Here is a 21,710-nt window from a genome sequence, read left to right on the forward strand (position 1 = left end):
CCGCCCACAGGATGGGCGGGGTCGAATGGATGCCGATGTTTGCGTTCAATGCGCGCTGCGTGATTGAGCCCGTTGCTTCTCAGCGTGAATGAGATCCAGAAATCGATTGGCAAAATACTGAGCCTCTTGCAGATCAGCCCGTAGACTGGCCATGGCTGGAGCCAAAGGATTGTCCGCATCCAGTTCGGCTATCTCCTCCAGTAAATCGTCGACGATCTGTTCAAATTGCGGATCAAGAACACGGCGATTGATGACAGCATCGATCAGGGCATGCATTGGCCTGATGTCGTCGAAAATATCGCCGAGTGCAATATCGGGCAAAGAGGAAGACGCCTGTCGAGCCGCGTGGATTGCATCGGCTCCGATATCGACGATGCGGCTGGCATCGGTCGTGTGCTTATCGACAAGAAGCGAAATATTGTGGCGATAGGTTTCAGGTATAAGGGGCATATAGTCATCCTTTTCAAAATGAATGGGTTGGTGATTTGTCCGGCCGACACCGTGGCTGGTCGGACAAATCTCAGACCACACTGTGGCTACTGCTGGGGATCGGGTTTTGGGATGGCAATCGGCGCTGGGATAATCATTCCGGACATTTGGTGGCCAGATCTCTTGGCAAGCAGGGCTTGTCGTTTGAGCATATCGGCTCGTCCTTCTGCGCGCTCAACGTTGGTGGCATGGATAAGAGCTCTAAGGCGTTCCAACTGAACGAGCTCGTCACCAACCAACCGACCAAGGACTGGTGTTCCACCCTTGTTGAGTGCAAAGCCTTCATGGTTGACAGAGACAATCACAAGGCCACGCAGATTGTAGACTGTCGGCTGCGTGAGACCTGCAGCACTAAAGGCGGCAGAATGCTCGACGCGGATTTGGGGGCCGTGGTTAAAAGTTGTCCCGATGTCATGTCCCCGTGCGAGAGTCAGATAACGGGTGCCGACATAGATTGCCTCGTCAACGATGAGCCATGGCAATGCCTTCTTGGGTGGTTGTGGAGGATTGTCGAAATGCTCTGAAGGCATCTCGAAGGCAACAATGTCGCCACAGCTGACAGAGTCTTGCCAGTTGCTGGCGTGCTTCGTGGATAAATTATTGGCGGTGGTCATGGATTTTCTGTTCCTATGTGGTTCTCCGCCTATCCATTCCTCCCATCAGTTTTGCAGACCAATCGGGTTGAATGTGGCGTCACCCGGATCGCCACATGAAAGCAGATTGGTCGACTTCTCCCTCTTTCTCTTCGTGCGGTATCACCGCTCATATCCTCTGTCGCGGCGGCGCTTTTTAGGGGAAATTTCACCGCCGTTGGGTTTGCTCTGGGCCTGAGCGCTCGATGATGTGACAGGCTGAGCCTGCCGTTTGTCATTCGTTGGTTGCGAGATCGGGGCGGCAGGTCGTGGCGGTCGAGTTTCCTCATTCCGTGCCATTTGCTCCGTCATCCGACCGTGGGGCTCGCGACGAGGCGCAGGCGCGGCGGAGTTCGTGTGACCGCTATTGTTCCCTGCTTTTCGGTCCACCGTTGGGCGATTGTCGTGGATGCTGGCGTCAGCAACATAATCGTCACCGTCAATGATCTCACCTGTCTCCAGATTAATAAGGCGTTCGAATTCGGCCGCATCGAGGTGGTCAAAGGAGCGGGCTTGTTCCATTGGCCTTGGTGATGTTGCGGGCCGAGCTTTGGCCCTTTCGATGTCTCGCTCCCTTTTCGCTCGTTCTTCCTGCTCACGCTGTCGCTGTTGTCGAAGCTCGTAAATTTTCATGATTATTTCGACGAAGCGGCTCGCTCGAGACTTTCCAGAGCCTTGAACGCTTGAGACAAGCGGGCCCGACTTTTCTGGTCGTTCGGCGCGGCCGCCCAACCAATCAAGGCAACGTTGTAGGCCATCTGACATGTTTGAAAGGCCTTGAATGAGGCTTCGAGCGCGTCCTGCCGTTGCATCAGCAAGTTGACGGTATCGAGCAGTGCTTCGTTTTGCTCTTCGTTGGGTCCGTTCAATTGTGTCACCAATTCTTCGATGGATGACATCAACTCGCGCTCGAGTGGCGTCAGCAAGGTGGGCTGACTGGTATCTTGATGGTTTTGTGGCATCGGTCAAAACTCCACTTTCGAGCATTGAGGCTGTCGACCGGTCGGCAGCATCAAACAGTTGGCCATCTCGCCGGTTTTGATGTCCATGATCAGATATCGGCCTGGCAGCTGGAGGGACATTGGTTTGCCTTGCTGCAGATGGTCCTGCTGGGTCGGCACCAGAAGCCAGAAAATCACCGGCATTGAGAGGATCGCCGCTGCCGCCATCATCTTTTGTCTCTTCATCTGCGCTTCCAATTGTTCCAAAGCTGTCGCAGTTGTCGTTTGTTCCTTGAAGATCTTCGTCAGGATATCCGACAGGTTCTTTTGGAGTTTCTCGTATCGGGCTAGATGCTGTTGCTTCTCGGACCGTTCCTGGTTCAATTCCGTCTCGACTTCGCTCTTGAGGTCTTGGATACCGGCTTTGATTGTATTTCGTGCGTCGTTCAATATGGTGTCCAAGTCGTTCTTCAAGCTCTGCGAGGCTGATGCCATCAAGTCTTTTCGGCTGTTTTCCATGTCTTGCTCGTTCTCTCGCAATCTCTCGCGCAATGGTTTCGTCTCTGGTCCATCCTTCATGGAAAATTACTCCTTTCATGCGCCATCTGGCCTTGTTTTGTGGATCTTTCACAGTGATGTAATTTTTGCGGGCAAGTGGAACCTCTAAGCCGAATTTCTGCAGGGCTTCGATCATCTCTGATCGATCGTTGATGGTTCCGGCTACTATCTGGCTCTCAATCCAGTTCTGGATCTCATCCCGCATTTCGGCCCGGCTTTGACTTTCTTTGACATTTTTGCGCTCTCTGGCGCGGGAAGGGTCTTCAGGATCCGCCCAGCCATAGCGCTTGTTCAGCACGTCGCGCGCGCTGTTGAATGCTTTTTCAAAACGTGGCGGGAACGGATTGAACGATTTGCCCGATATCAGCTCGAGGCGAGGCAGACAGAAATGCAGCTCAACGCTTCCTTCATGCGTATGCCGGACCCAGAGAATATTATATTGCTCTGGCTGCAGGCCGGCGAACGCCAAGCCTTCAATGGCGTCCATCACTTCCTGTTGTTGCTTTTCAGTCGGATTGTCTTCCAACTCAAAGGCAACAACGCCTGACACATATGCCCATTTGAATGGGGAGCTGTTGATCAGGTCGCGCGTGATATGAGGATCGCCACGCATAATGTCTGGCGGCGGATCACGGCGTTTGATGATCACGTCACCATTCTCATCGCGGAGAATGTTGCGAATTTTGTCATAGGCCGGCACATCGAGGGCTATGAGATAATTGACCGGAGCAGCGCCGCCACCCTGACCCTTGCCGAACACATCAATGATCATTGCCGACCTCCTGTTTGGAGTGAGACAGGCGGATGGATGCTAGTTGTCGATCAAGAGAGACAAGGGTGGTGAGGATGTCGATCGCGTCGAGTTGGCGCATATCGCCATGGCGACGCGCCGCATTTATGCCGCGGGCAATCTGGTTGCAATTGGTTCCAATGGCATGGATTGCAACGAGAAGCTTCTGGTCGACTTTCGGAGGTGGACGGCGTGTGCGTCTGGGGCTTTCGATGAGCCCCAACGCATCGCGCAACAGCTCAGAAGTCGATTTGCGCTTGGCCTTGGCCGAGGCAACAAGCTTCTCTTTCTCCGCGGCTGTGCAGCGTATTGTAATCACCTTGGTAAGGTGGTTTACACATGCGCCCTCGGTGGGGTTCGAAGGGGATGGTGTCCTCCCCTCGCAAGGCTCCGTGTCATACACGGGTATCCTTGCTGTCTTCTCTTCACTCATACATCTGCCCCCACTCTTGTGTGTGGTTGGTGGATCAGATGGATATGATTTTCGCGGTGCGGGTAGGCTGCCGTTACGGCCAGATGATGGTTTCGGCAATCCGGTTGGGATCGCTTTTGACCGAGCTGCCCGGCACTATCCTTGCCGAACTTGCAGATAATGCGGGGGCGGATTCCACATGGCCACCATCTGTCGGAGTCATTTTGGCCGACTTGGTTCCTATGGTTTCGAGAGCAGAAATGCATGTATCGTCTCCTGATCAAATCACGTTTGAAGAGAGACGGGATACCGACACTATGAATCCGGACTGCTGGATCAGACGATCAGAGCGTCTCTCAGCAGGGGAAGTGAGTCCGTTTTCGGAAAACAAAAATTGAATTTAAAATTTAATGGCTCTTCGGACTTTCATGTGGGATCCAAAAGCCTTCAGCAGTTGGTTGAACCTAGTGAACCCATCATGGGCTCGTGTACAGTGAGAAATTGTGAAGGCAACCAGGAGGTCCTGCATGCAAGTCAACTTACACGAAGCAAAAGCCAAACTTTCGGCCCTAGTCGAAAAATGCCGCTCGGGTGAAGAGGTGATCATCGCAAAGGCGGGGAAGCCGCTTGCTCGACTTGTCAAATACGAAGCGGATCCCACTCCCCGCGAATTGGGACTCTACAAAAATGCCGGTTTATCAATGCGCAAAGGCATCCATGATGGTGACGCCGAGATCGCGACCATGTTCGGGATGGAAGATTGATGAAACGACTGCTTCTTGACACGCACACCTTCATTTGGGCTCTGACGGATGACCCGGAGCTGGGAACGTTTGCAAGGTCGCTCCTGGCCGATGCTGGAAACGAAATTTATGTTAGTGCGGCAAGCGTCTGGGAGGCTGGTATCAACTCGGCATTGGGGAAATGGTCGATCCCCCTTGATCTTGAGGAAGCGATATTTGCCTTCGGTGCCAAACCGCTTCCCATTTCTCCTTACCATGCGAAAATGGCCGCCAATCTGCCGCTTCATCATATGGATCCTTTCGATCGCATGATTATTGCGCAGGCGCAAACGGAAGGATTGACCATAGTCAGTTGTGACGGTCAATTCTCGAACTATCCAGTCGCATTGATCAATGCCAAGGATGTTCCATCATCCTGAACTTGAAACCGCGCCCAATTCGGGTGTGGGGTTAGGGATTTCTTGCTCGCCATTCTTCCCAAACCAGCTGCCATAGCTGTCCCATCGGAATGCCTCGTGCCACGCAGGTCATCTTGAAATCCCGCAAGGTCTCCTCAGAAACAAGCATATTGAGCTGTCTCTTCATGCCCCTTGGGGGCTTGGCCAGATTGTTTGTCGTTGCCACCTGCAGGTCGGCTTCAGGGCTGCCTTTGCGGTTTTGATTGTCGATGCTGGGCTTTTTCAGTGACATCACCGTTCTCCTGGTTGTTCCTGATTGGCGTCAGACAGCTCCTTCATTAGTGATCGGAAAAATACACGGGCGCGATTGTTGAGCTCTCCGAGCCATGTTTCTGTCACAGCCCGACCAAGATCGCTTGCCCGGCGGTAGGTCACCATGTCGCGCAGTTCACCTGATGCCACGCGATAGCTAGTCTGTTCGAGATAGTGTCGGGCTTCTGAGTTTTCCAGCTCGCTGGTGCCGACGCGGTTCAGGCCTAAGACGATGGTTCGGCGCGATATGCCATTTCTCTCGAGCTCATTGGCCAATTGCACAGTCGGGATGAGGTCGTCGCGTGATGTGCCGGTTGGGATGATGACAACATCTGCAGCCTGAGCAACGCGTAGCGTGTCGCGGGATGCATTGGGGGCACCATCGACGATAACGATGTGATATTTCCCTGCATCCGCCATCACCTGTTCGGGGCTTGCATATGGTCTGGTATCGATATCTGGCTTCATGGCGTTTTCCTTGCGCCATTGGGACCATCTATAGGCAGTTGCCTGCGATGGATCCAGATCGGCGATCAGAACTTGCCAGCTGCCACCCTCCATCCGTGCAAATTCGACTGCGATCATGCGGGCAATCGTGCTTTTGCCGACCCCTCCCTTCTGGGAGACAACAGAAATAATATAGGGCATTGGCTTTCCTTCCATTCGGTTGAAATAATCAAATGGAAGGGAAGTGGGTTCGATATCGCCGAAAGAAAAACGGAAATGCGATTTTTATTAAATTTTTTGGATCGGCCCTGCAGGGACAGCGAATTACGCATTGGACGGCCATAGAAGTCTAGATTTCTAGGGGTCTAGGTTCATAGATTCCTATAGGTCTAGATAACTAGAAGCATAGACTTCTAGAACCCGTGGACTGGTTGTCCTCTGGCGCAGACGCAGAAAGTTCATGGGGAACGTCAATGTGGGCGGATTACGGTCATTTCTTGCGGGTGCGAAATCTTCGACACCGCAGGCTGAAGCAGCTATTCAAGAGACCTTGAGGCGCATTCAGGCTTAGGCCGCCTGTTCGGGCGGAAAGAGGCCTCTCGCTGCAGAGTCGATAGACGGCGGCTTCGTGTCCGATATAGGACTGCCAGCTCAAAAATATACAAACGATAGATGATGATACGCGGACGAGCAAATGGCAGTGTCAGCAATCGTTTGAATAGCGGTCCTTCTGCAGCTCAAACCATTTCCTCCAGGCGATTTTTAACCTCGGTCACGAAGCGCGATGGGTTTGCTTGCTGATACAGCAGGTGAATTTCGTGCCGTGCGCGGGTGAAGCCGACATAGAATAGCCGGCGCGCTTCTCGGACATCTGCTTCGTTGGCGTTGTTTCTCGGCAGCCGCCCTTCTTCAATCCCGAACAGGATGACGACATCGAACTCGCGTCCTTTAGCGCTGTGCAGCGTCGACAAATTGATGCGGTCGATCCCGGAGCCGATGCCAGCGAACTCACCGACTGAGAAATCATCAACATCTCCTTCAGGGCCCAACCGACCGATGAAGGTGTTCAAGATTTCCAGCTCATCGGCCAAGGATCGCGCCTGTCCCATGCACGGTCGAATGATCTCATCGCGCAGGGCAACGAGCCAATCGTGCAAACTGATTGTGTCGTCGCGACGCCCCCAAAGCGCATCGATCAACGTACTTTGGAATTCGAGTCTATCCTCCTCGCCGCCAAGAACCTCATGGAAGAGCCGTGCCCCCTCGGCAATGACCCGAGTGATCCGCGGCTGACCCGATCGCCAACCACCACAGCACCACACCGCGCACTGTTCCAACCAGCGCATTAGGCGGCTGCCGCGAGGATAGAGCGCGTTGCCGTCGGATCGGACGACAGCATAGCCATTGTCCGCCGCCGCCGAGGCCACTTCGTCTCCGATGAAAGCGGCCGGGTAGAGCACCGCTATCTCACCGAGATTTTGGTCCGGGCGCCGCGCGCAGATTTCGGGGATCAACTTCTTGAAAAGATAGCATGCCCGCTCAGCATAATCACCGGGGCGTGGGTGGAAATAGATCGTGCCTGCATGAGCGCCGTCCGGTGCGCGATAACCGCGCTCTTCGCCCAGTGCATATTCCGAAGCGGTGACGATATGTGACCCGCAGCGATAGTTTAGGCCTAGCCGGATGGTTTCGACTTCGTCTCGCTCGGATAGCTTACGCAGCAACTCTGGATTGGCACCGGTGAAACCATAGATCGACTGATCGACATCCCCGACCGCGAACAGGCGAATGCCCGCTCTGAAACAAAGCCCCATTACCATGGCGTGCAAAGCGCGCCCGAGGTCCTGATATTCATCGACGGCAAGGATCGGAAACTTAGCGGCAATCGCTCTCCGGAGCCAGGTTTGCTCTGCAAGCGCGCGAAGAGCGAGCAGTGGCATGTCGTCGAAGTCGATCACTCCCATCTTGCGCAACTCAGCTTCATAAGCCTCGACGAGATGTGACAATTCTGGGTTTTGCGTTTGCCACGCATCAACGTTTCGATTAAGGAAGCGGCGTCTGTGCCTACCAAGTCGAAATTCCCAGGTCTGCGGGTTCTCCGCACCCTTTATGACCTTGGCATGCGCGTTTTCAAGAGCAGCGCGCGTCTGATGTCGGGTCGCCACTGCAAAATCATCGGGCAGTCCCAGCCCCGCCACCTTCGCATAGGGAAGCAGAATCTGGGTTAGTGAAAAACTATGGACGGTACCAATAAATACACGACCGCCTTGCGCGATCCCAAGAGCATCGAGCCGCGCTTCCAGCTCGCGCGCGCATTCGTTGTTATAGGTAATACAGGCGATGCCACGCGGATCCTCTACATCCTCGCTAATCATCCGCGCGAGTTTGACGGTTAGGGTCTTGGTCTTGCCACTGCCTGGTCCGGCAAGCAGCACGCAGTGACCTACTGATTCGTAAGCCTGCCACTGTTTATCGTTTGGCCGCAGATCTTTTGCCGCTTGCAGATAGAGTGCGCGGTCAGACATGGTTGATCACATAGTTGATGGCATCTGCGATATAGCCGGGAACACGCCTGCCAGGTAAGCGAGTGGCGAGCCGCTGGGCATATCGTCCCTTGCCCATCTGCTCAATCATATTGAGCATCTCTACGGCATCATAGGCTTTTGGATCAGCTTCCCATGTGTCGAGTAGGTCCCTTCGTTTCTTGCTGAATTTATACTCTCGCAACGTTTCGATCATCTCTTTTGCATAATCGCCTTCGAAAAGCTCGGTCTCGAGCGTGCCCGAATTCACGAAAATGCCGAAAGTCTCGCATTCCTCGAAGGACTTCTGATAAGTGTCCAAGTCTTTGATGCCCTCAATCAGCGCTTTGGTGTCAGCGCCACCTCGCAAACGATCGATGATGTCGACGAGTTTGAGCGCCCGGTTGTAGGCGCGCGGCTTATTGTTGATCCAATCGCCGTCGGTGATTACGGCGAACGGGATACCCAATGCACAGAGCAGCTTCACGTAGGGCCCAAAGTTGGTTCCAGCTACTGAGCAGACTGACACCCCATGCTCGTCGAGTGAGATGTCCATCTCGTCGGCGAAGGCCGGAATGAGGAAGCGTTCGGCATCACCCTCAACCAGAAGAACGCCGCGGGCGAACACCATCTCGGCGCGAGTGACATCTAGATAACGGGATAAGTCCTCGGTCTCAGCTTCGCCGAAATCTATCGATGCCGTGGAATAACCTTTAGTACCTTGGCCGTCCTGACTTCGCAAAAGGAGCAGCGATTCCAGCGGTGCTACGCTGGCGATATGCGGTGAGTGTGTAGTGAGAATTACTGACAAGGGTTCGGCAACGCTGCTGTCTTCCTTCTCGTTGTCGTCGACATCACGATCAATGATCGTCTCGAACAGATGTTTATAGACCAAGCGCTGGAGATGTGGGTGGAGATGCGACTCCGGTTCCTCAATCGCGAGCAGTGAATGATCGCGTTTGTTGTTTTCGATCAGGCGCTGGAGATCAAGCAGCTTCAGGGTAAGAAATATGAGATTGGCGGACCCAAGACTGGCATCGGCTACACCGCGTCGGCCTTCATCGATCAGAAGCCGAATCTGACGGTTGATACGGGTTGCATCAGTTGCTGAAAATCCCAGTGTAGGTTGAACATCCTGCTTGGGTCCTGCCATCGCGATAAATAGTTTGGCGACCTTGGTCTCCAGCGCTTTTACTTCGTCGAACTCGATTGCTGCCTTGCTGGCTTCTGCGATCTTCTCACCGATCTCCTGGAGTGCCGCCGCGTCAATTGCAACAAAAGCTTCCTCAATCAGTGGCCTGAGCGGTGAGCGGCGCCATGCAGCAAGATCACCTTCAGCATCGCGCAGTGCCGGCAACAGGTCCATGGTAATACGGCGGCGCAAATCGTGTCCGAAACGCTTTGCCGTACTTTCACCACCGAAGCAGACGAAGGAGAAATCGTCGTCGCTCGCAGGAGGGTGCTCCAGACCGGGTTGGGCACACAACTGGTAGGTCAAACGGATTGTGTGGGGATCGTCGTCGAGGCGGAAGTCGCTGAGCACAGCAAGGACGTCCGGGTCGTCCTCAAAATCCTTGATCTCGACGGAGATGGTGATGGTTGTTTCGGCATCTACTGTGGCCAACCCGTCCCAGTAATCAGCAAGACCGAGCTGGCGGCTGCTATCTGGTAGCGAAGAGTCAAAGATAAGGCGCAGACCAAAAAGCAGATTGCTTTTTCCGACTCGGTTCTCACCGACGATGACGGCATTGCCATCTAAAGCGACATCGAGGTCTTGAAAGTTACGGAAATTTTGGATTTTAATTCTAGAAAGATACATAGCGGCCGCTCCATCCCTTCAGCCGAAAAATACATTATAGCCGGATACGAAATAGCCGGATACGAAAAGCACAAGCTGCTTCCATTTGATAAGCCTTATCCTAGGACGCCCTCCAGCCCTTTTCAAATTCTTTCAGGGAATGGAGGTGAACCTCTTTCTTGTATGATCGACTTCGTGTCCGTAGTTGCCGAAGGAATGACTGACATTGGTGATCACCGCAAGAACGTCCTCCCACCCGTTCGAGCATCTGTGGCTGAGCGTCAACGACCGAGGTTATAGTGCGAAGTGGCCATTGGATGGGACGGGGGCGAACTTCAGCTTTGGGCTGCGACCGCTATTCACGAGGCTAGATGAGCGCCTTCATATGAAAATGCCCGGTTCATGTCCAGTTCGAGCCCAGATTGGCCCTTGAAAATGCCGGGCCCTTTCGCATGTGCTCAAAACACACTCGGACATCACTGTCCATTTATGCCACTAGACCAATAAAACGAGCCACTGAGGCGTTCAAAAACGCGAAGATCGGTCCCAAACGCCGCATTTAGGGCTGTATTGACAAAAGGTTTCTCAAATCAGAAAGCGACAGGGTCAGCCATTTCAAGAAAGCGGCAAAATGCATTGACTAGTTGAATGTGACTTGGCGTTTTACAGTCCGCTTCGAACACTTCCGGGCAAGCTACCAAAATAGCCATGCATTGCGCTCGGGATATCGCAACATTGAAGCGATTGGCGCTATAGAGGAATTCCATGCCGCGTGGGGCATCAGCATGGCTTGATGTTGCCATGGAGTAGATAGCGATGGGTGCTTCCTGCCCTTGAAACTTGTCCACGGTTCCGACGAAAGCACCGGGCAAGCGCTCCTGAATTTCAAAGACTTGGGCGTTGTAGGGTGTAATGATGACGATGTCGCCTAGCGTCAGCGGTTTCTCATTGCCCGTGCGGTCAACCCAGCTTGTCTTGCTTGCAAGAATGTCTTGAACAAGGCGTGCGATGACTTCTGCTTCCTCGATAGATGCGCTCTTGTTACCGGTATGCGTCACCGGAAGGTAACGAAGGCCGCTTCCTGATATCGGGCCGGTAGATTTGATGGTTTGGTTCTCGCAGCCTCCCTTGGCGGCAAGCTTGCCGTCATAGAACAGCTCGGAATGGAACGCGCAGATGTCCGGGTGAAGGCGGTATGTCGCCTCGAGAAATAGGCCACGATCCGGCGCAATCGTATGATCGCCGTCCAGCACATGTTCGAGCGAGGAAACTTCAGTTCCGTCCGGATGGCTGCCCTGCGTCGGTTGATCAAGCTGTTGTGGATCGCCAAGCAGAATAAGCGTTTGCGCGGCTGGCGCTACCGCAGTCACATTGGCCAGCGACATCTGAGCGGCTTCATCGACAACCAGAACGTCCAAGGCATTTGTCGCATCCTCGCGCGCCCACAAGAAATGCGTTGCCCCGGCGATCTGGGCGCTACCAGAGGCGAGCGCCTTGAACAGATCACTATTGCTCTTCGCAAAGATCAGCCTGTCCTGATTGGGCTCCATTTCTTTGGGCTTCTGGATGCAGCGGAGATCGATATTCATCTCTTCTGCGGCTTCGATCACCTTATCCAGAAGGTTCCGAATGACCTTATGACTGTTGGCAGTGATGCCGACCTTTTTGCCTTCCTGAACAAGGCGGCAGATCATCCGCGCGCCGGTGAAGGACTTGCCCGTGCCGGGTGGTCCTTGAATCGGGAAGACGCCGCCCTCAAGTGCTGATGCCACGCGTTTTGCTGAATCTAGCGCCTCTTCGCCAGCGGCTCTGATCGGCTGGGTTCCGATTTGAGGAGGCTCATTCAGGAGCAGGGCGCGGGCGGCGCGGAAATCGCCGACGCCTTCGATCCCGTGCTCGGCAACATAGGCGCCCAGACGGAACAGCGAGCCTGCCTGTTCTATGCCAGGGATGAGCTTGTGCGCAAAAACTGCATCAGGGTGGTTGTTGGCGGTTGCGCCCGTCTTCTTTATGTCGATAGTTCGGTTCTCGGTATCAACGGCCACAGCCTTGCCGATCTTGTCGCCGCCCATTGCTCTGAGATCTTCATCACCGCGCAAATCCGTGTCTTGCAGGGTGAAGCGGTAGCGGTGCGTTGGAATTCCCGTCTTCGTTTGATCGACTTCGCCAACAAGCGTGAGGTTTGCGAGCGCGGCGCGTTCATCAACGAGCTCATGTGCCATCAGACCTGCCAGCCGGAAATACTCCCACCAGACGGCCTTTTCTTCGCGGCGGTGCCAGTCAAGAAGGTAAGCCAGAACCCATCGAGCCTGCTGTTCACTCGTACGTTCTTCTGGGTCCACCGGAATATCGACCGTCAAGCGTTCGATCAGGTCTGCAATTTTCTGTTGGCGTTCGCTGAGCTCTTCGCTCGGTCCTTCCTGTCCAGGGGCCGGGCGAGGAACGTCGGTTCCGCCTGTGACCAATTCGGTGCGGCACTTTTCCAGCCAGTCGCGAAGGAACTGCGTCGATGCGCAGTCATCTTCGTTGTAGCCTTGCACCGTTTGGCGATCCTCGACGCTGATTGAAGCAACGTCCGCAAGTTCGAGCCCCGCTTGCAGGCTCGCCAGCGCGACATTGGCGTCGGGCAGTGCGGTTGAGCGTTCAAAGCCATAGAGCGGCTCAAGCTTCTTGATCGAGTAACTCTCAACACCGGCGCGAAGGCCATTGCGAACAACGCTGTAGAGGTCGACGAGGAGTTTTCCGCGCAGGAAATTGTCGATCTCGTCCTCGCGCGAGGCATAGCGACCCATGAGCCGTTTCAGCGTGCCGGGCTCGTATGGTGCGTAGTGATATACATGCAAATCCGAATAGGTTTTGCGGCGTTCAGTGACTAGATCTACGAAGCGCTCGAAGATGGCCTTCTCGTTCTCGCGGTCGAATGCCCAGTCGCCGGTATAGGTCCATTCTCCGTTCTCATCGCGATAGCGATAGCCGAAGAGATATTCGAACCCATGTTCCCCGACATGAGGATCACCTTCGATGTCAAAGAAGATATCGCCCTCGGAGGGTACCGGCAAAAGGCACAACCCTGTCTCAGGAACTGGAGGCAAAAGTTCGAAGCGCAAGGCACCAGCTTCGCGGCTTTCGATCTGGATGCGGGCTTGCTCTCTCACTCTTTCATAGGATTGGGCAGCTCCCCGCACGGGCTTCCAGGTCAGCGGGGTCGGCATTTCCGCGAGCGCGGTTGTGGTGTTGATCCCTTGAGTCTTTAGCTCGGCAATCTGGTTGGTGCTCAGGCCAGCCACCAGACACAAATGGTCATCATCGCGGCGGCTCTTGTCGCACTGATCCCGCCACCGGCAAATATCACAGTGCTCTTTGGGATCGGGATAGGCGTCCGGCGGTGTTTCGGCAGATGTTGCTGCTTCTATCGCGGCCTTCGCCTTGCGGAAGTAGGCCACGTAGTCTGCGAAGCGGAATTGCTGCGGTTCATAGTTCGACCAAGGCGCAACAACGTAGACATATTCCGGGGCTATGCCTTGCGCGTCCTCCAGAAGGTCGGCATAGAGACAAAGCTGCAATACCGTTCCACCCTTGGTCTCGCGTGCAAGCTTGGTGTCAATGATCTCATAGGACCAGGCTCCGAGGTTGCTTGGAGTTTCCACGCGCCGCAGCACATCGGTTCGGCCCGACCACCGTCCATGCTGCAACGCCCCTTGAATGATGATTTCCGTACCCGAAGCCATTGCCGCTTGTGTCGCACTTACACTGGCAGGCGTGATGTCAACGCCGTCGATTGTTGCGATCGAGACCCCTTCGGCTTTGAGGTGGTCAACAAATCCCTTCTCATGCCGACGGCCCCGCTCTTGAAGGATTTCCAACAACGGGTCCCATCGTTTTGGTTTGGGAAGGGAGCCTTCAGCTACTCCGATATCGAGCGCCGTCAGGTGTTTACAGTTCAGATGGCCGACAAGATCGGTAGCACTCAAATGAATTGAGGTGTCGTTGATCCTCATAACAAACCCTCATGCAAATTGGAAATCAAGTTGACAAAGAGCCATTCCGAAACCCATCGAGAATTTACCTCAACCTCGCTTCGTAGCTGTTAGGGACGACTCGATTAATAAAAGAATTCAAGCCCTCTCCCGCTCTGGCAAGTTGGATCATCTGATTGAGATTGGCTGCGCCCACAGAGCGTGAGCTGTAGCGATAAGCCGCGCCACTTTTAAACTGAACATCTATATAGGATGAACCAATTTCATACGCAGCCACGCCAGAATCGTGGTCAGAATCTTCGTAAGGGGTCATGTTGTCCTCCATATATATTTTACACCTTAGCTTGCGCTATCTATAAACTGCAATCAATTACTCACCTTGCCGCGTGGAACTTTTCTAGAAGCTTGATGCTGACGAGTGGACCTTGAAACTGAGAAATAGCAATCACCCCCACGCTCGATGGTAACGTTTACCTTGAAACATTGGGACCGTAGTAGATTGGCTTTGATCTGGAAGTGCTGTAGCGGCATTGACACCCTAGGTGCTTCCATCAATGTCCGCTTTTCCATTTGGGATCCGACATTTCATATCTGCGGAAAACATCTCAACTGTTTGCCGTCCAGTCATCTGCCCACCAAGAATGCTGCACCTCGCTCCAATGGCGGCAAGGGGGAGGTCGTCTTGCAGCATATACCGACCAACGAACGGCAGGTAATGGGATATTGCGACGCGGAATCCTTTAAGGATCGAATGTCGGGATTGGTGAAGGATTTTCGATGCGGGTCGCGGCGCGATTTTTCGGCTGGATGGAATTTCGACCCGCGTTGGAAATCCTCCCAAGGAAGAAGCCTGCGGGGACTGCGCTCAGTCTATGGGGAAAGTGTTTCGAAGGTTGGTGCGATGGTGCAGCACGGCAGATGATCAGGAGGCAGGCTCATCGTTACCCAGGCGTCTGAAGCTGGCCAAAACATCGAGCTTGATGTTGTTTTCTGTCGTGACAAGCCGCTTGAGACCAGATTTCCGAATTTGGCCGCAGGCGATCCTGTCCGGCATAACTGAAGCAGCCGGTTCTGTTTGGACCAGATGTGCAAGATATCTTTCATGCAGCCTGTTCCCTTGGAGGTGCCCGGGATAGAGGTTTCTGACCTCGCCGGAAGATCTCGATAATCCGCATGGGGCCACCGCAACAGGGACAGGGTTCTCGCAGGGTTGGCGGGCTGACCTCTGCAGCCGGTTCCTGTTTGTTATCTTCCTGCAGTTGCTCTACTCCAAGGATTGTGCGGATCCTCGCAATGTTGGCTTTGCGATTGGCGCTGGCCAAGAACCCGTAATGCCGGATCCGATGGAAGCCGGCAGGCAGGACATGGAGCAGAAAGCGACGGATGAACTCGGGCGTTGCCAACTGCATGATCTTTTGTCGATCTCCCGATTTGATACGGTAATCCTTCCAGCGGAAAGTCACAGTGCTGGCATTCGCACTGATCAGCCGGTTATTCGAGATTGCCACCCGATGGGTGTATCGACTGAGATAGGCCAACACAGCTTCAGGACCGCCAAAGGGAGGCTTGGCATAGACCACCCATTCGGTCCTGCGGAATGGTTGGAGCCAAGCGGCAAACGCCTTCGGTTCCGACAGTCCTGCCAAATCTCCGAAGAAGGCGAGCTTGTCAGACTGATGCAGATCCAACAGTCCTTCCAGAAACAGCCGTCGGAACAGCCGGGATAGCACCCGCACATGAAGGAAGAAGCCGGGCTTGGATCCCACCCACCTTGTGCCATCTGGTGACAGGCCTCCGCCGGGCACGATCATATGGATGTGGGGATGATGCATGAGGGCCGATCCCCATGTGTGCAGCACAGAGGTCATACCCAGCCTGGCACCCATGCGTTTGGGATCGGCAGCGATGGTCATCACCGTTTGTGCAGATGCCCTGAACAACAGCCCATAGAGTGCTCGCTTGTTCCAGTAGGTAATCTGGGCAATCTCCGCAGGGAGGGTGAAGACGAGGTGGAAATACTCGACCGGCAACAAGTCCTCGGCGCGTGCCTCCATCCAGTCACGGGCAGCTGGACCCTGACACTTCGGACAGTGGCGGTTCTTGCAGGAATTATAGGCAATGTGATGGTGGCCACACTTGGCACAGCCTGCCACATGCCCGCCAAGCGCCTCCGTTCGGCAGGTCTCTATTGCTGACATCACCTTGAGTTGGTCAAGGCTTATATGTCCTTGGTTGGCTTGGCGCCAGGCTGGGCCGTATCGTCGAAAGATATCGGCTATCTCCAGCTTTGCACGCGGCACCACAAGGGCCGCTTATTCCAGGCTTCGCTTCACGGTTTGATCCTGCAAGCTGGCCAGCATCTCAAAGGGGCTGACGGTGTCCCGGATTGTCTTGGTGGCAACATGGGTATATTGCGCCGTCGTAGACAGCTTGGCATGGCCGAGCAAGACCTGTATCACCCGCACATCCGTGTTGGCTTCGAGCAGATGAGTGGCAAAGCTGTGCCGCAATGTATGCAGGGTCGCGGTCTTCCGGATCCCGGCCATATTCTTTGCCGACCCAAAGGCACGGCTCAATTGTCGTGGTGAAATCGGGTTGATCGTCGGCTTGCCCGGGAACAGCCAACCTCCCGGGCGAGCCTCGCGCCAATAGGTTCGCAATAGATGCAGCAAGCCCGGAGACAGCATGACCTTGCGGTCCTTGCTTCCTTTGCCCTGTTCGACATGGATCAGCATCCTGTCACTGTCGATGTCACAAACCTTGAGATTGCAAACCTCGGATGCCCGCAGCCCGGCCCCATAGGCGATGCTGAGTGCGGCTCGATACTTCAGCCCCGGTCCTGGTGCGGCCATCAGCAGATCTGAAACCTCTTCAATGCTCAGAACCACTGGCAGCTTGCGCGGCTCTCTGCGGAACTGCATATACCGCTTCATCTCCTCGCGACCACAGGTCATGGTGAAAAAGAAGCGGAGCGCCACGATACGGGCATTGAAGGTTGTCGGTGTTATGCCGGCATCTGTCATGTGAAGTTGGTAGGCACGTAATTCTTCCGCTGTGGCGTCGTCCGGGGAATGACCAAGAAAAGCTGCAAAATCCTTGATCGCTCTGATATGGGCCTTTTGCGCTTTGTCGCCCATTCCGCGTATGCGCATATCTTCGATCATTCGTTGGCGTAAGGGTGTGGTTCTCTCCTCCGTCATGGAAACCTCCTGTCTGATAATTGAGAACGCCTCAATCGTCAGACAGACGGCGGTGATCGCAAAACAGACTTATCTCAGAGGGTTAACGGAGCCTCCCCAGAGCACCATTGCCGCGCGAGCGGCTTCGTCCTTGGGCCGCTATCGAAGATTAGGAGCTGGGATCACACTATTCCATTGACGCTCCACCTAGGACAACTTCGAACTCCTTCGACAAACTTGTAGCAATTTTTGCCAATTCTGCATCGCCGGGATGGGGAAGGGATTTATAGGTCAGATTCTTTTCGACTATATATCGAGCAGAAGTGATATCGGTCTCCTCAACCACTGGTACAAGATGACAGTGTGCGTGGGCAATATCGCCGCCGGTGAAAAGAAGAGCGACCCTCTTGACGCTGAAAAGAGATTTCTGTCGGCGAGCAATTTTCTGACCCAAATCTATAATTTTATGGGCAATACCAGATGGCAAATCGTCAAAGTAATCGTAGTGCTGGATTGGAATGATCTGGATATGCCCGGGCCTGATCGGCCCTATATCCAAAAATGCGACCAAATCTTCATCCCGATATACCTCGTGCACTTTAATTTCGGATTTGGCAATCCTGCAGAACACGCATTCTTCGCTCATTTTATCAAACCCAGACAGCACTGATTGTGAAACATAGAACACCACTGTCTTATCATTTCATGTCTTCTTTGTCCGCAAAGTCCGCTCACCTGTCACCCGGTATCTGAAAATGCTGCGGTTTGCACGAGTGGCAGCTTCCAGAAAGCCGAAATCAAAACCCGAAAGTCGCCTATGGGCCGCGATTGCAACTCACGACCCAGATGAGCAATTTCGGGTGATGATGCGCTGCGCTAGGCCGCTTGGAGCCCTTTGCGGACAGTGGGAAGGTTATGTTAACAAGCACCATGTTTACTTTCAGACCTTCAACAGTTCAGGACTTGCCGCGCGTCATGGAGATATGGCGTCGGGCGGTCGACGCCACTCATCACTTCCTTGCGCCCGTCGACAAGTCGGCCATTGAGGCCGAGCTTATGGAGTTCTTCCCACAGGTGTGTCTGCAACTTGCAGTCGATGCCGCAGACATACCACAGGGTTTCATGTTTCTGCATGACGGTCATCTGGGGGCACTGTTTATCGACCCGGATCAACATGGAAAGGGTATCGGCAAAGCCTTCATATCGCGAGCTATCGCGGCCCATCCTGAGCTGTCAACCGATGTGAATGAGCAAAACCCAGAGGCGCTCGCGTTCTATGAGCATGTCGGTTTCGTCCGCACGGGAACGTCTTCCCATGATGGGCAGGGAAGGCCTTATCCCCTCATTCATTTGCGGCATCAGTCACGTATGTGAGCGGCGGCCCCGTTGCCTTGCTGTCGGACGCAGCGTTTCTCTTGCTCGTGCGGCGAATGACCGAAAGGTCCGCATTGCATCTAGTTCTGCGACGAGCCGCTGCAATGCGAAGACTTCAGTCCGGTGACCAATCGCCTTTGCTCGTGCCAATAAATCGGGCAACACACGCGCAAGCTCCTCGTGGCGCCCCCGTCCCAACATAACACGACCATATATTGAAAGTGCGCGGCTGAGGCGCAAGTCAATCAGTCTGAAGCAGATGATCTAATTTTTTGCAACAGAGCCGTCAGAACCTATCTGAACTTTGAAGTAAGAAATCAACATTAATGCTTTGAAGCTCTGGATGATTAGTCGTATTAAATATTTCTATAATATAACTACCTCTTTTTATACTCAATTCCCCGACGTTTCTCATCATATAAGTAGACGAAGTGGCGTTTCTGCAAAGTGAATTAAATTCCTTTTTAATGGGAGCTAATTCTCCCTCCAACGGCGTTAGAAAAACTTGAAAATGGATTGGGACTCCTGCAATATCTCTTTCTGTTTCGAAATTAGTACTCCTATAATTGTTGCTTCGGCAGTATTTCTTCCGAGCTCCATTGCCAACCAATGCCCTAACATCATCTTTGTTGGTGTCGTTAAAGTGAAACCTTAGCTGAAGTTCATAGTCCGTATTGACGGGAATTTCTATTTTCTGATTAATTAGGGGGCCCTTTTCTGCTAGTGAGACTGGAGTTGAATCGATAACTGGAGGAAAAGCGCAAAGACCGGTTACAAGCATCAATAAGCTAATGCCTTGGCTTTTACAAAGACTATAGGTTATTGGTCCCATTTTTCCCCTCAACAAAAAACAGTAAGCTATTTACATAAGTTTATCTTGCAGAACAGGCTGGTGCTCACATTCTAACAACCAGTTTTAGACTAGACAAACTACTTTTCCTTCATAGCGTGGTCGATCTGATCCAGCATGTGACCTGCGACCCAAGTCTCTACCAGCTTTAGGGAGAGTCCATGGGTTTAAGTTGCCTTCATCCGCTTTCTTGCCAACCAAACAATCACAATCCTCTCCGCCAGTCTTGAACAAGAGAGGTGGAAATGTTGTATTCTGACTTGGCTTTCATCAGGAGTTGCGAATGTTATATGCAGTTGCTTTACTGTTCTGGCTTTTTCAAGGAGAGCCAGCAATAGCCTTTGAACCAAAAGGTTTTACAGGCGAGAAATTTCTAGGGGCGTGCCTTAGCGATGATCCGCTTCAACAGAGAGCCTGCAATGACTACTTTTCCGCGGTCATCCAAAGTTACAAGATGGGTGGTGGAGTTGTTTACGTGCAAACTCACGCACGCATAGAAGACGAGAAAGAACGTAGCCGCGCGATTTGGGAAGCTCTGCAAGTTTGTCACGGAGCAGCATTCAACCCCAAAGAGGCACAATCTGATGTTATCAAGCACCTTCAGCAGAATCCTTCCATGCAAAGGAGCTCTGCTGACTTGATGATCATAGTGTCTCTAATGGAGATGTTTCCCTGCAATTAGCAGATCTCGTCTGTATGGGTGGCTGCCACTCGCATTTGCGGGCAGAAACATACCGAACTTCCGTTTCCTTTGTCTGTTAGCGAAGTCCGCACTGTCCGCACACCAGAAGTTCGCCTGTAGCCGATGCTGCGACGCAATGGAAGATGCGTTGCCCCAAACAGTCGATATAAAGGCGATGTGTTACCAAATCCGGGTAACTTCGGCCTACCGGGCGTAATTTATCGTTATATTCCAGTGCCCATCTTTATCCCGTAGGGCGTACCACTTTCGACTAAAAGCCCTTGCAGCTCAGATAGTTGCGAGGGCTTTTGTCCAACCTGAGGGTAAAGGTTGGACATCATTTAAGCCTCGCCATGGCATTATCAGCCATCTTCTTCCTGTTCGCTGCCTTTACATATTTCCGTGCTTCCTGCGGCGTTTTGTGTCCCAAGAAGGTCATGACCTCATACTCGGAGCCTCCGGCCTCTGCAAGTTTTGTAGCGCCGGCTTTGCGCAATCCATGCGCCCGCCCACGAACGCCGGCTTCCTTGCATTTCTCACCAAACCAATTGCCGAACGATTCGGTGGTATAGCTTTCATCAGCAGATTTGGTTTGAGTGATGAAGGTTTTCTGATGGCTTGGAATGTTGATCAGAAACTTTTCTAGGTTGGCATGAAGAGGAAGGTCCACCAATTCGCCCGTTTTGCCACGATTGTAAAAGATCCTGTTGTTGTAAATGCTGTGCCAGCCCATTCTGTTGACGTCTTGACGGGCTGCTCCTGTATAAAGGATAAGGTTTAGGACGACAGCGGGAAGAGACCCATCACCATGATGATTCATGAATTGAGAGATTTCTGCGTCTGTCCATGTATGATAGCCTTCGTCATTGGTTGCTAAGGGCTTGACGCCCTGTGTGGGGTCCGTCATCGCATAGCCGAGATCATTGATTGCATAGCGACATAGGCGTCCGATAAGCTTCTTGAGCTTGTTAGCCGCTGCCGGGGTTTTGCGCTTGGCGTCCATCAGTGCCTCAACATGTCTTTTCTTGATGCCCGTGACGCTGCGCTGCCCGTGATCTTTCCGAAAGCGTTCCATTTCAAGCGAGAGGTAACGCTTGTAGACCGGACCAATGTCTTTGAAGGTCTTTGTTTTCATATATTGTTCAATCAGCCAGTCAAAGGTTCCCGGTTTCGCCCTTGATTTAGGGAGAACATATGGTTTGTCGTTCATTGCGGCTTCATAGGAAGCCTCAAATTCCTTCGAACCATATGCGCCCTTGATATAGCATTCCGTGCAGCCCTTCTTTCTGAAGCGCCAACGAATCTTGCCATGCCTGTCTTTGACCCTTGTGACGCCCGGATAGGGGTTCTTTCTTCTCATCAAAGGATCTCATCCCACTCATCTGGGGGCGCGGTATCTGTGCTGTCTGAATCCTTCAGCGTGAATTTGATCTCTCCGCGGGCAGTGATCTGCATTGCTGTTACAACTGTTCCTGCATCCTTGGCTCCTTTGATCGCCCGTTTGATGCTTGCCTGGGTGAATAATACTGTCTTCTTCATTTTCCTTCTCTCCGCATATCGGGGTTGGTGGCAGGCTCGAGGAACCCGCCTGGATAAAGGGGAGATA

21 protein-coding genes are annotated in these 21,710 nt (G+C 53.2%); 5 read left to right on the forward strand and 16 right to left on the reverse strand.

Going from position 1 to position 21,710, the window contains the following annotated elements:
* Positions 1 to 45: 45 nt before the first annotated feature.
* From ACKPCT_RS21650 to ACKPCT_RS21665, 4 genes are all read right to left on the reverse strand, one after another.
* Positions 46 to 450, reverse strand: a complete 405-nt coding sequence (locus tag ACKPCT_RS21650; RefSeq protein WP_319567936.1) for a hypothetical protein — start codon at positions 448 to 450, stop codon at positions 46 to 48.
* 86 nt (positions 451 to 536) lie between these two features.
* Positions 537 to 1,103 carry a hypothetical protein gene (locus ACKPCT_RS21655; RefSeq protein WP_319567937.1) on the reverse strand — a complete coding sequence of 189 codons (567 nt, stop codon included), beginning with the start codon at positions 1,101 to 1,103 and terminating at the stop codon, positions 537 to 539.
* A gap of 141 nt (positions 1,104 to 1,244) precedes the next feature.
* Positions 1,245 to 3,233, reverse strand: a complete 1,989-nt coding sequence (locus ACKPCT_RS21660) for a relaxase/mobilization nuclease domain-containing protein (RefSeq protein ID WP_319567938.1) — start codon at positions 3,231 to 3,233, stop codon at positions 1,245 to 1,247.
* 148 nt (positions 3,234 to 3,381) lie between these two features.
* Entirely contained in the window at positions 3,382 to 3,843 is a 462-nt protein-coding gene (locus ACKPCT_RS21665; RefSeq protein WP_319567939.1) for a plasmid mobilization protein, read from the reverse strand.
* A 38-nt stretch (positions 3,844 to 3,881) separates the two neighbouring features.
* Between ACKPCT_RS21665 and ACKPCT_RS21670 the strand changes: the two genes are divergently transcribed.
* The 3 genes from ACKPCT_RS21670 (at position 3,882) to ACKPCT_RS21680 (ending at position 4,984) form a co-directional block, all read left to right on the forward strand.
* Positions 3,882 to 4,220, forward strand: coding sequence for a hypothetical protein (locus tag ACKPCT_RS21670; RefSeq protein WP_319567940.1), 339 nt, complete (start codon positions 3,882 to 3,884; stop codon positions 4,218 to 4,220).
* A 129-nt stretch (positions 4,221 to 4,349) separates the two neighbouring features.
* Positions 4,350 to 4,586, forward strand: coding sequence for a type II toxin-antitoxin system Phd/YefM family antitoxin (locus ACKPCT_RS21675; protein ID WP_319567941.1), 237 nt, complete (start codon positions 4,350 to 4,352; stop codon positions 4,584 to 4,586).
* Positions 4,586 to 4,984: a type II toxin-antitoxin system VapC family toxin gene (locus ACKPCT_RS21680; RefSeq protein WP_319567942.1), complete on the forward strand. Its 399-nt coding sequence runs from the start codon at positions 4,586 to 4,588 to the stop codon at positions 4,982 to 4,984. Before ACKPCT_RS21675 ends, ACKPCT_RS21680 begins: the two co-directional genes overlap by 1 nt.
* A 31-nt stretch (positions 4,985 to 5,015) precedes the next feature.
* Here ACKPCT_RS21680 and ACKPCT_RS21685 read toward each other — a convergent pair whose 3' ends face one another.
* The 9 genes from ACKPCT_RS21685 to ACKPCT_RS21725 all read right to left on the reverse strand — a co-directional run bounded on the left by ACKPCT_RS21685 (position 5,016) and on the right by ACKPCT_RS21725 (position 17,889).
* Entirely contained in the window at positions 5,016 to 5,255 is a 240-nt protein-coding gene (locus ACKPCT_RS21685; protein ID WP_319567943.1) for a hypothetical protein, read from the reverse strand.
* Positions 5,255 to 5,923 (reverse strand): ParA family protein, encoded by a 669-nt coding sequence (locus tag ACKPCT_RS21690; protein WP_319567944.1) that lies wholly within the window; start codon positions 5,921 to 5,923, stop codon positions 5,255 to 5,257. The genes ACKPCT_RS21685 and ACKPCT_RS21690 overlap by 1 nt, the downstream gene beginning before the upstream one ends.
* Before the next feature lie 536 nt (positions 5,924 to 6,459).
* Entirely contained in the window at positions 6,460 to 8,247 is a 1,788-nt protein-coding gene (locus ACKPCT_RS21695) for an ATP-dependent helicase (protein ID WP_319567945.1), read from the reverse strand.
* Positions 8,240 to 10,063: an ATP-dependent nuclease gene (locus ACKPCT_RS21700; RefSeq protein WP_319567946.1), complete on the reverse strand. Its 1,824-nt coding sequence runs from the start codon at positions 10,061 to 10,063 to the stop codon at positions 8,240 to 8,242. Before ACKPCT_RS21700 ends, ACKPCT_RS21695 begins: the two co-directional genes overlap by 8 nt.
* Before the next feature lie 569 nt (positions 10,064 to 10,632).
* On the reverse strand, positions 10,633 to 14,040 hold the full coding sequence (locus ACKPCT_RS21705; RefSeq protein ID WP_319567947.1) for a TM0106 family RecB-like putative nuclease: 3,408 nt from the start codon (positions 14,038 to 14,040) through the stop codon (positions 10,633 to 10,635).
* A 64-nt stretch (positions 14,041 to 14,104) separates the two neighbouring features.
* Entirely contained in the window at positions 14,105 to 14,332 is a 228-nt protein-coding gene (locus ACKPCT_RS21710) for a hypothetical protein (protein ID WP_319567948.1), read from the reverse strand.
* Between the two features lie 787 nt (positions 14,333 to 15,119).
* The gene (locus ACKPCT_RS21715; protein WP_319567050.1) at positions 15,120 to 16,319 is read right to left on the reverse strand and encodes an IS91 family transposase; all 1,200 of its coding nucleotides are present in this window, start codon (positions 16,317 to 16,319) and stop codon (positions 15,120 to 15,122) included.
* A gap of 12 nt (positions 16,320 to 16,331) precedes the next feature.
* Positions 16,332 to 17,219, reverse strand: coding sequence for a tyrosine-type recombinase/integrase (locus ACKPCT_RS21720; protein ID WP_319567949.1), 888 nt, complete (start codon positions 17,217 to 17,219; stop codon positions 16,332 to 16,334).
* 166 nt (positions 17,220 to 17,385) lie between these two features.
* Positions 17,386 to 17,889, reverse strand: coding sequence for an HIT family protein (locus tag ACKPCT_RS21725; protein ID WP_319567950.1), 504 nt, complete (start codon positions 17,887 to 17,889; stop codon positions 17,386 to 17,388).
* 239 nt (positions 17,890 to 18,128) lie between these two features.
* On the opposite strand from ACKPCT_RS21725, the gene ACKPCT_RS21730 reads away from it, so the two are divergent.
* Positions 18,129 to 18,572: an acetyltransferase gene (locus tag ACKPCT_RS21730; protein ID WP_319567951.1), complete on the forward strand. Its 444-nt coding sequence runs from the start codon at positions 18,129 to 18,131 to the stop codon at positions 18,570 to 18,572.
* A 286-nt stretch (positions 18,573 to 18,858) separates the two neighbouring features.
* On the opposite strand, the gene ACKPCT_RS21735 is transcribed toward ACKPCT_RS21730, so the two are convergent.
* Positions 18,859 to 19,404, reverse strand: coding sequence for a DUF5625 family protein (locus ACKPCT_RS21735; RefSeq protein WP_319567952.1), 546 nt, complete (start codon positions 19,402 to 19,404; stop codon positions 18,859 to 18,861).
* A 301-nt stretch (positions 19,405 to 19,705) separates the two neighbouring features.
* Here ACKPCT_RS21735 and ACKPCT_RS21740 point away from each other — a divergent pair, with 301 nt between their 5' ends.
* Entirely contained in the window at positions 19,706 to 20,104 is a 399-nt protein-coding gene (locus ACKPCT_RS21740) for a Rap1a/Tai family immunity protein (RefSeq protein ID WP_319567953.1), read from the forward strand.
* 337 nt (positions 20,105 to 20,441) lie between these two features.
* Here ACKPCT_RS21740 and ACKPCT_RS21745 read toward each other — a convergent pair whose 3' ends face one another.
* Positions 20,442 to 21,464 carry a tyrosine-type recombinase/integrase gene (locus ACKPCT_RS21745; protein ID WP_319567954.1) on the reverse strand — a complete coding sequence of 341 codons (1,023 nt, stop codon included), beginning with the start codon at positions 21,462 to 21,464 and terminating at the stop codon, positions 20,442 to 20,444.
* Positions 21,464 to 21,643 carry a hypothetical protein gene (locus ACKPCT_RS21750; RefSeq protein ID WP_319567955.1) on the reverse strand — a complete coding sequence of 60 codons (180 nt, stop codon included), beginning with the start codon at positions 21,641 to 21,643 and terminating at the stop codon, positions 21,464 to 21,466. Before ACKPCT_RS21750 ends, ACKPCT_RS21745 begins: the two co-directional genes overlap by 1 nt.
* Positions 21,644 to 21,710 lie beyond the last annotated feature (67 nt).

Origin of the sequence: Cohaesibacter marisflavi, from assembly GCF_963665895.2 — a bacterium.
GTDB lineage: Bacteria > Pseudomonadota > Alphaproteobacteria > Rhizobiales > Cohaesibacteraceae > Cohaesibacter > Cohaesibacter marisflavi.

Bases quoted from the DNA above. Each gene is read 5' to 3' on its own strand.
- ACKPCT_RS21685 (WP_319567943.1), bottom strand. From the start codon at position 5,255: ATGTCACTGAAAAAGCCCAGCATCGACAATCAAAACCGCAAAGGCAGC.
- ACKPCT_RS21740 (WP_319567953.1), top strand. From the start codon at position 19,706: ATGTTATATGCAGTTGCTTTACTGTTCTGGCTTTTTCAAGGAGAGCCA.
- ACKPCT_RS21730 (WP_319567951.1), top strand. From the start codon at position 18,129: ATGTTTACTTTCAGACCTTCAACAGTTCAGGACTTGCCGCGCGTCATG.
- ACKPCT_RS21695 (WP_319567945.1), bottom strand. From the start codon at position 8,247: ATGTCTGACCGCGCACTCTATCTGCAAGCGGCAAAAGATCTGCGGCCA.
- ACKPCT_RS21720 (WP_319567949.1), bottom strand. From the start codon at position 17,219: ATGACGGAGGAGAGAACCACACCCTTACGCCAACGAATGATCGAAGAT.
- ACKPCT_RS21675 (WP_319567941.1), top strand. From the start codon at position 4,350: ATGCAAGTCAACTTACACGAAGCAAAAGCCAAACTTTCGGCCCTAGTC.
- ACKPCT_RS21680 (WP_319567942.1), top strand. From the start codon at position 4,586: ATGAAACGACTGCTTCTTGACACGCACACCTTCATTTGGGCTCTGACG.
- ACKPCT_RS21690 (WP_319567944.1), bottom strand. From the start codon at position 5,923: ATGCCCTATATTATTTCTGTTGTCTCCCAGAAGGGAGGGGTCGGCAAA.
- ACKPCT_RS21710 (WP_319567948.1), bottom strand. From the start codon at position 14,332: ATGACCCCTTACGAAGATTCTGACCACGATTCTGGCGTGGCTGCGTAT.
- ACKPCT_RS21655 (WP_319567937.1), bottom strand. From the start codon at position 1,103: ATGACCACCGCCAATAATTTATCCACGAAGCACGCCAGCAACTGGCAA.
- ACKPCT_RS21745 (WP_319567954.1), bottom strand. From the start codon at position 21,464: ATGAGAAGAAAGAACCCCTATCCGGGCGTCACAAGGGTCAAAGACAGG.
- ACKPCT_RS21735 (WP_319567952.1), bottom strand. From the start codon at position 19,404: ATGGGACCAATAACCTATAGTCTTTGTAAAAGCCAAGGCATTAGCTTA.
- ACKPCT_RS21705 (WP_319567947.1), bottom strand. From the start codon at position 14,040: ATGAGGATCAACGACACCTCAATTCATTTGAGTGCTACCGATCTTGTC.
- ACKPCT_RS21670 (WP_319567940.1), top strand. From the start codon at position 3,882: ATGGATATGATTTTCGCGGTGCGGGTAGGCTGCCGTTACGGCCAGATG.
- ACKPCT_RS21650 (WP_319567936.1), bottom strand. From the start codon at position 450: ATGCCCCTTATACCTGAAACCTATCGCCACAATATTTCGCTTCTTGTC.
- ACKPCT_RS21665 (WP_319567939.1), bottom strand. From the start codon at position 3,843: ATGAGTGAAGAGAAGACAGCAAGGATACCCGTGTATGACACGGAGCCT.
- ACKPCT_RS21660 (WP_319567938.1), bottom strand. From the start codon at position 3,233: ATGCGTGGCGATCCTCATATCACGCGCGACCTGATCAACAGCTCCCCA.
- ACKPCT_RS21700 (WP_319567946.1), bottom strand. From the start codon at position 10,063: ATGTATCTTTCTAGAATTAAAATCCAAAATTTCCGTAACTTTCAAGAC.
- ACKPCT_RS21750 (WP_319567955.1), bottom strand. From the start codon at position 21,643: ATGAAGAAGACAGTATTATTCACCCAGGCAAGCATCAAACGGGCGATC.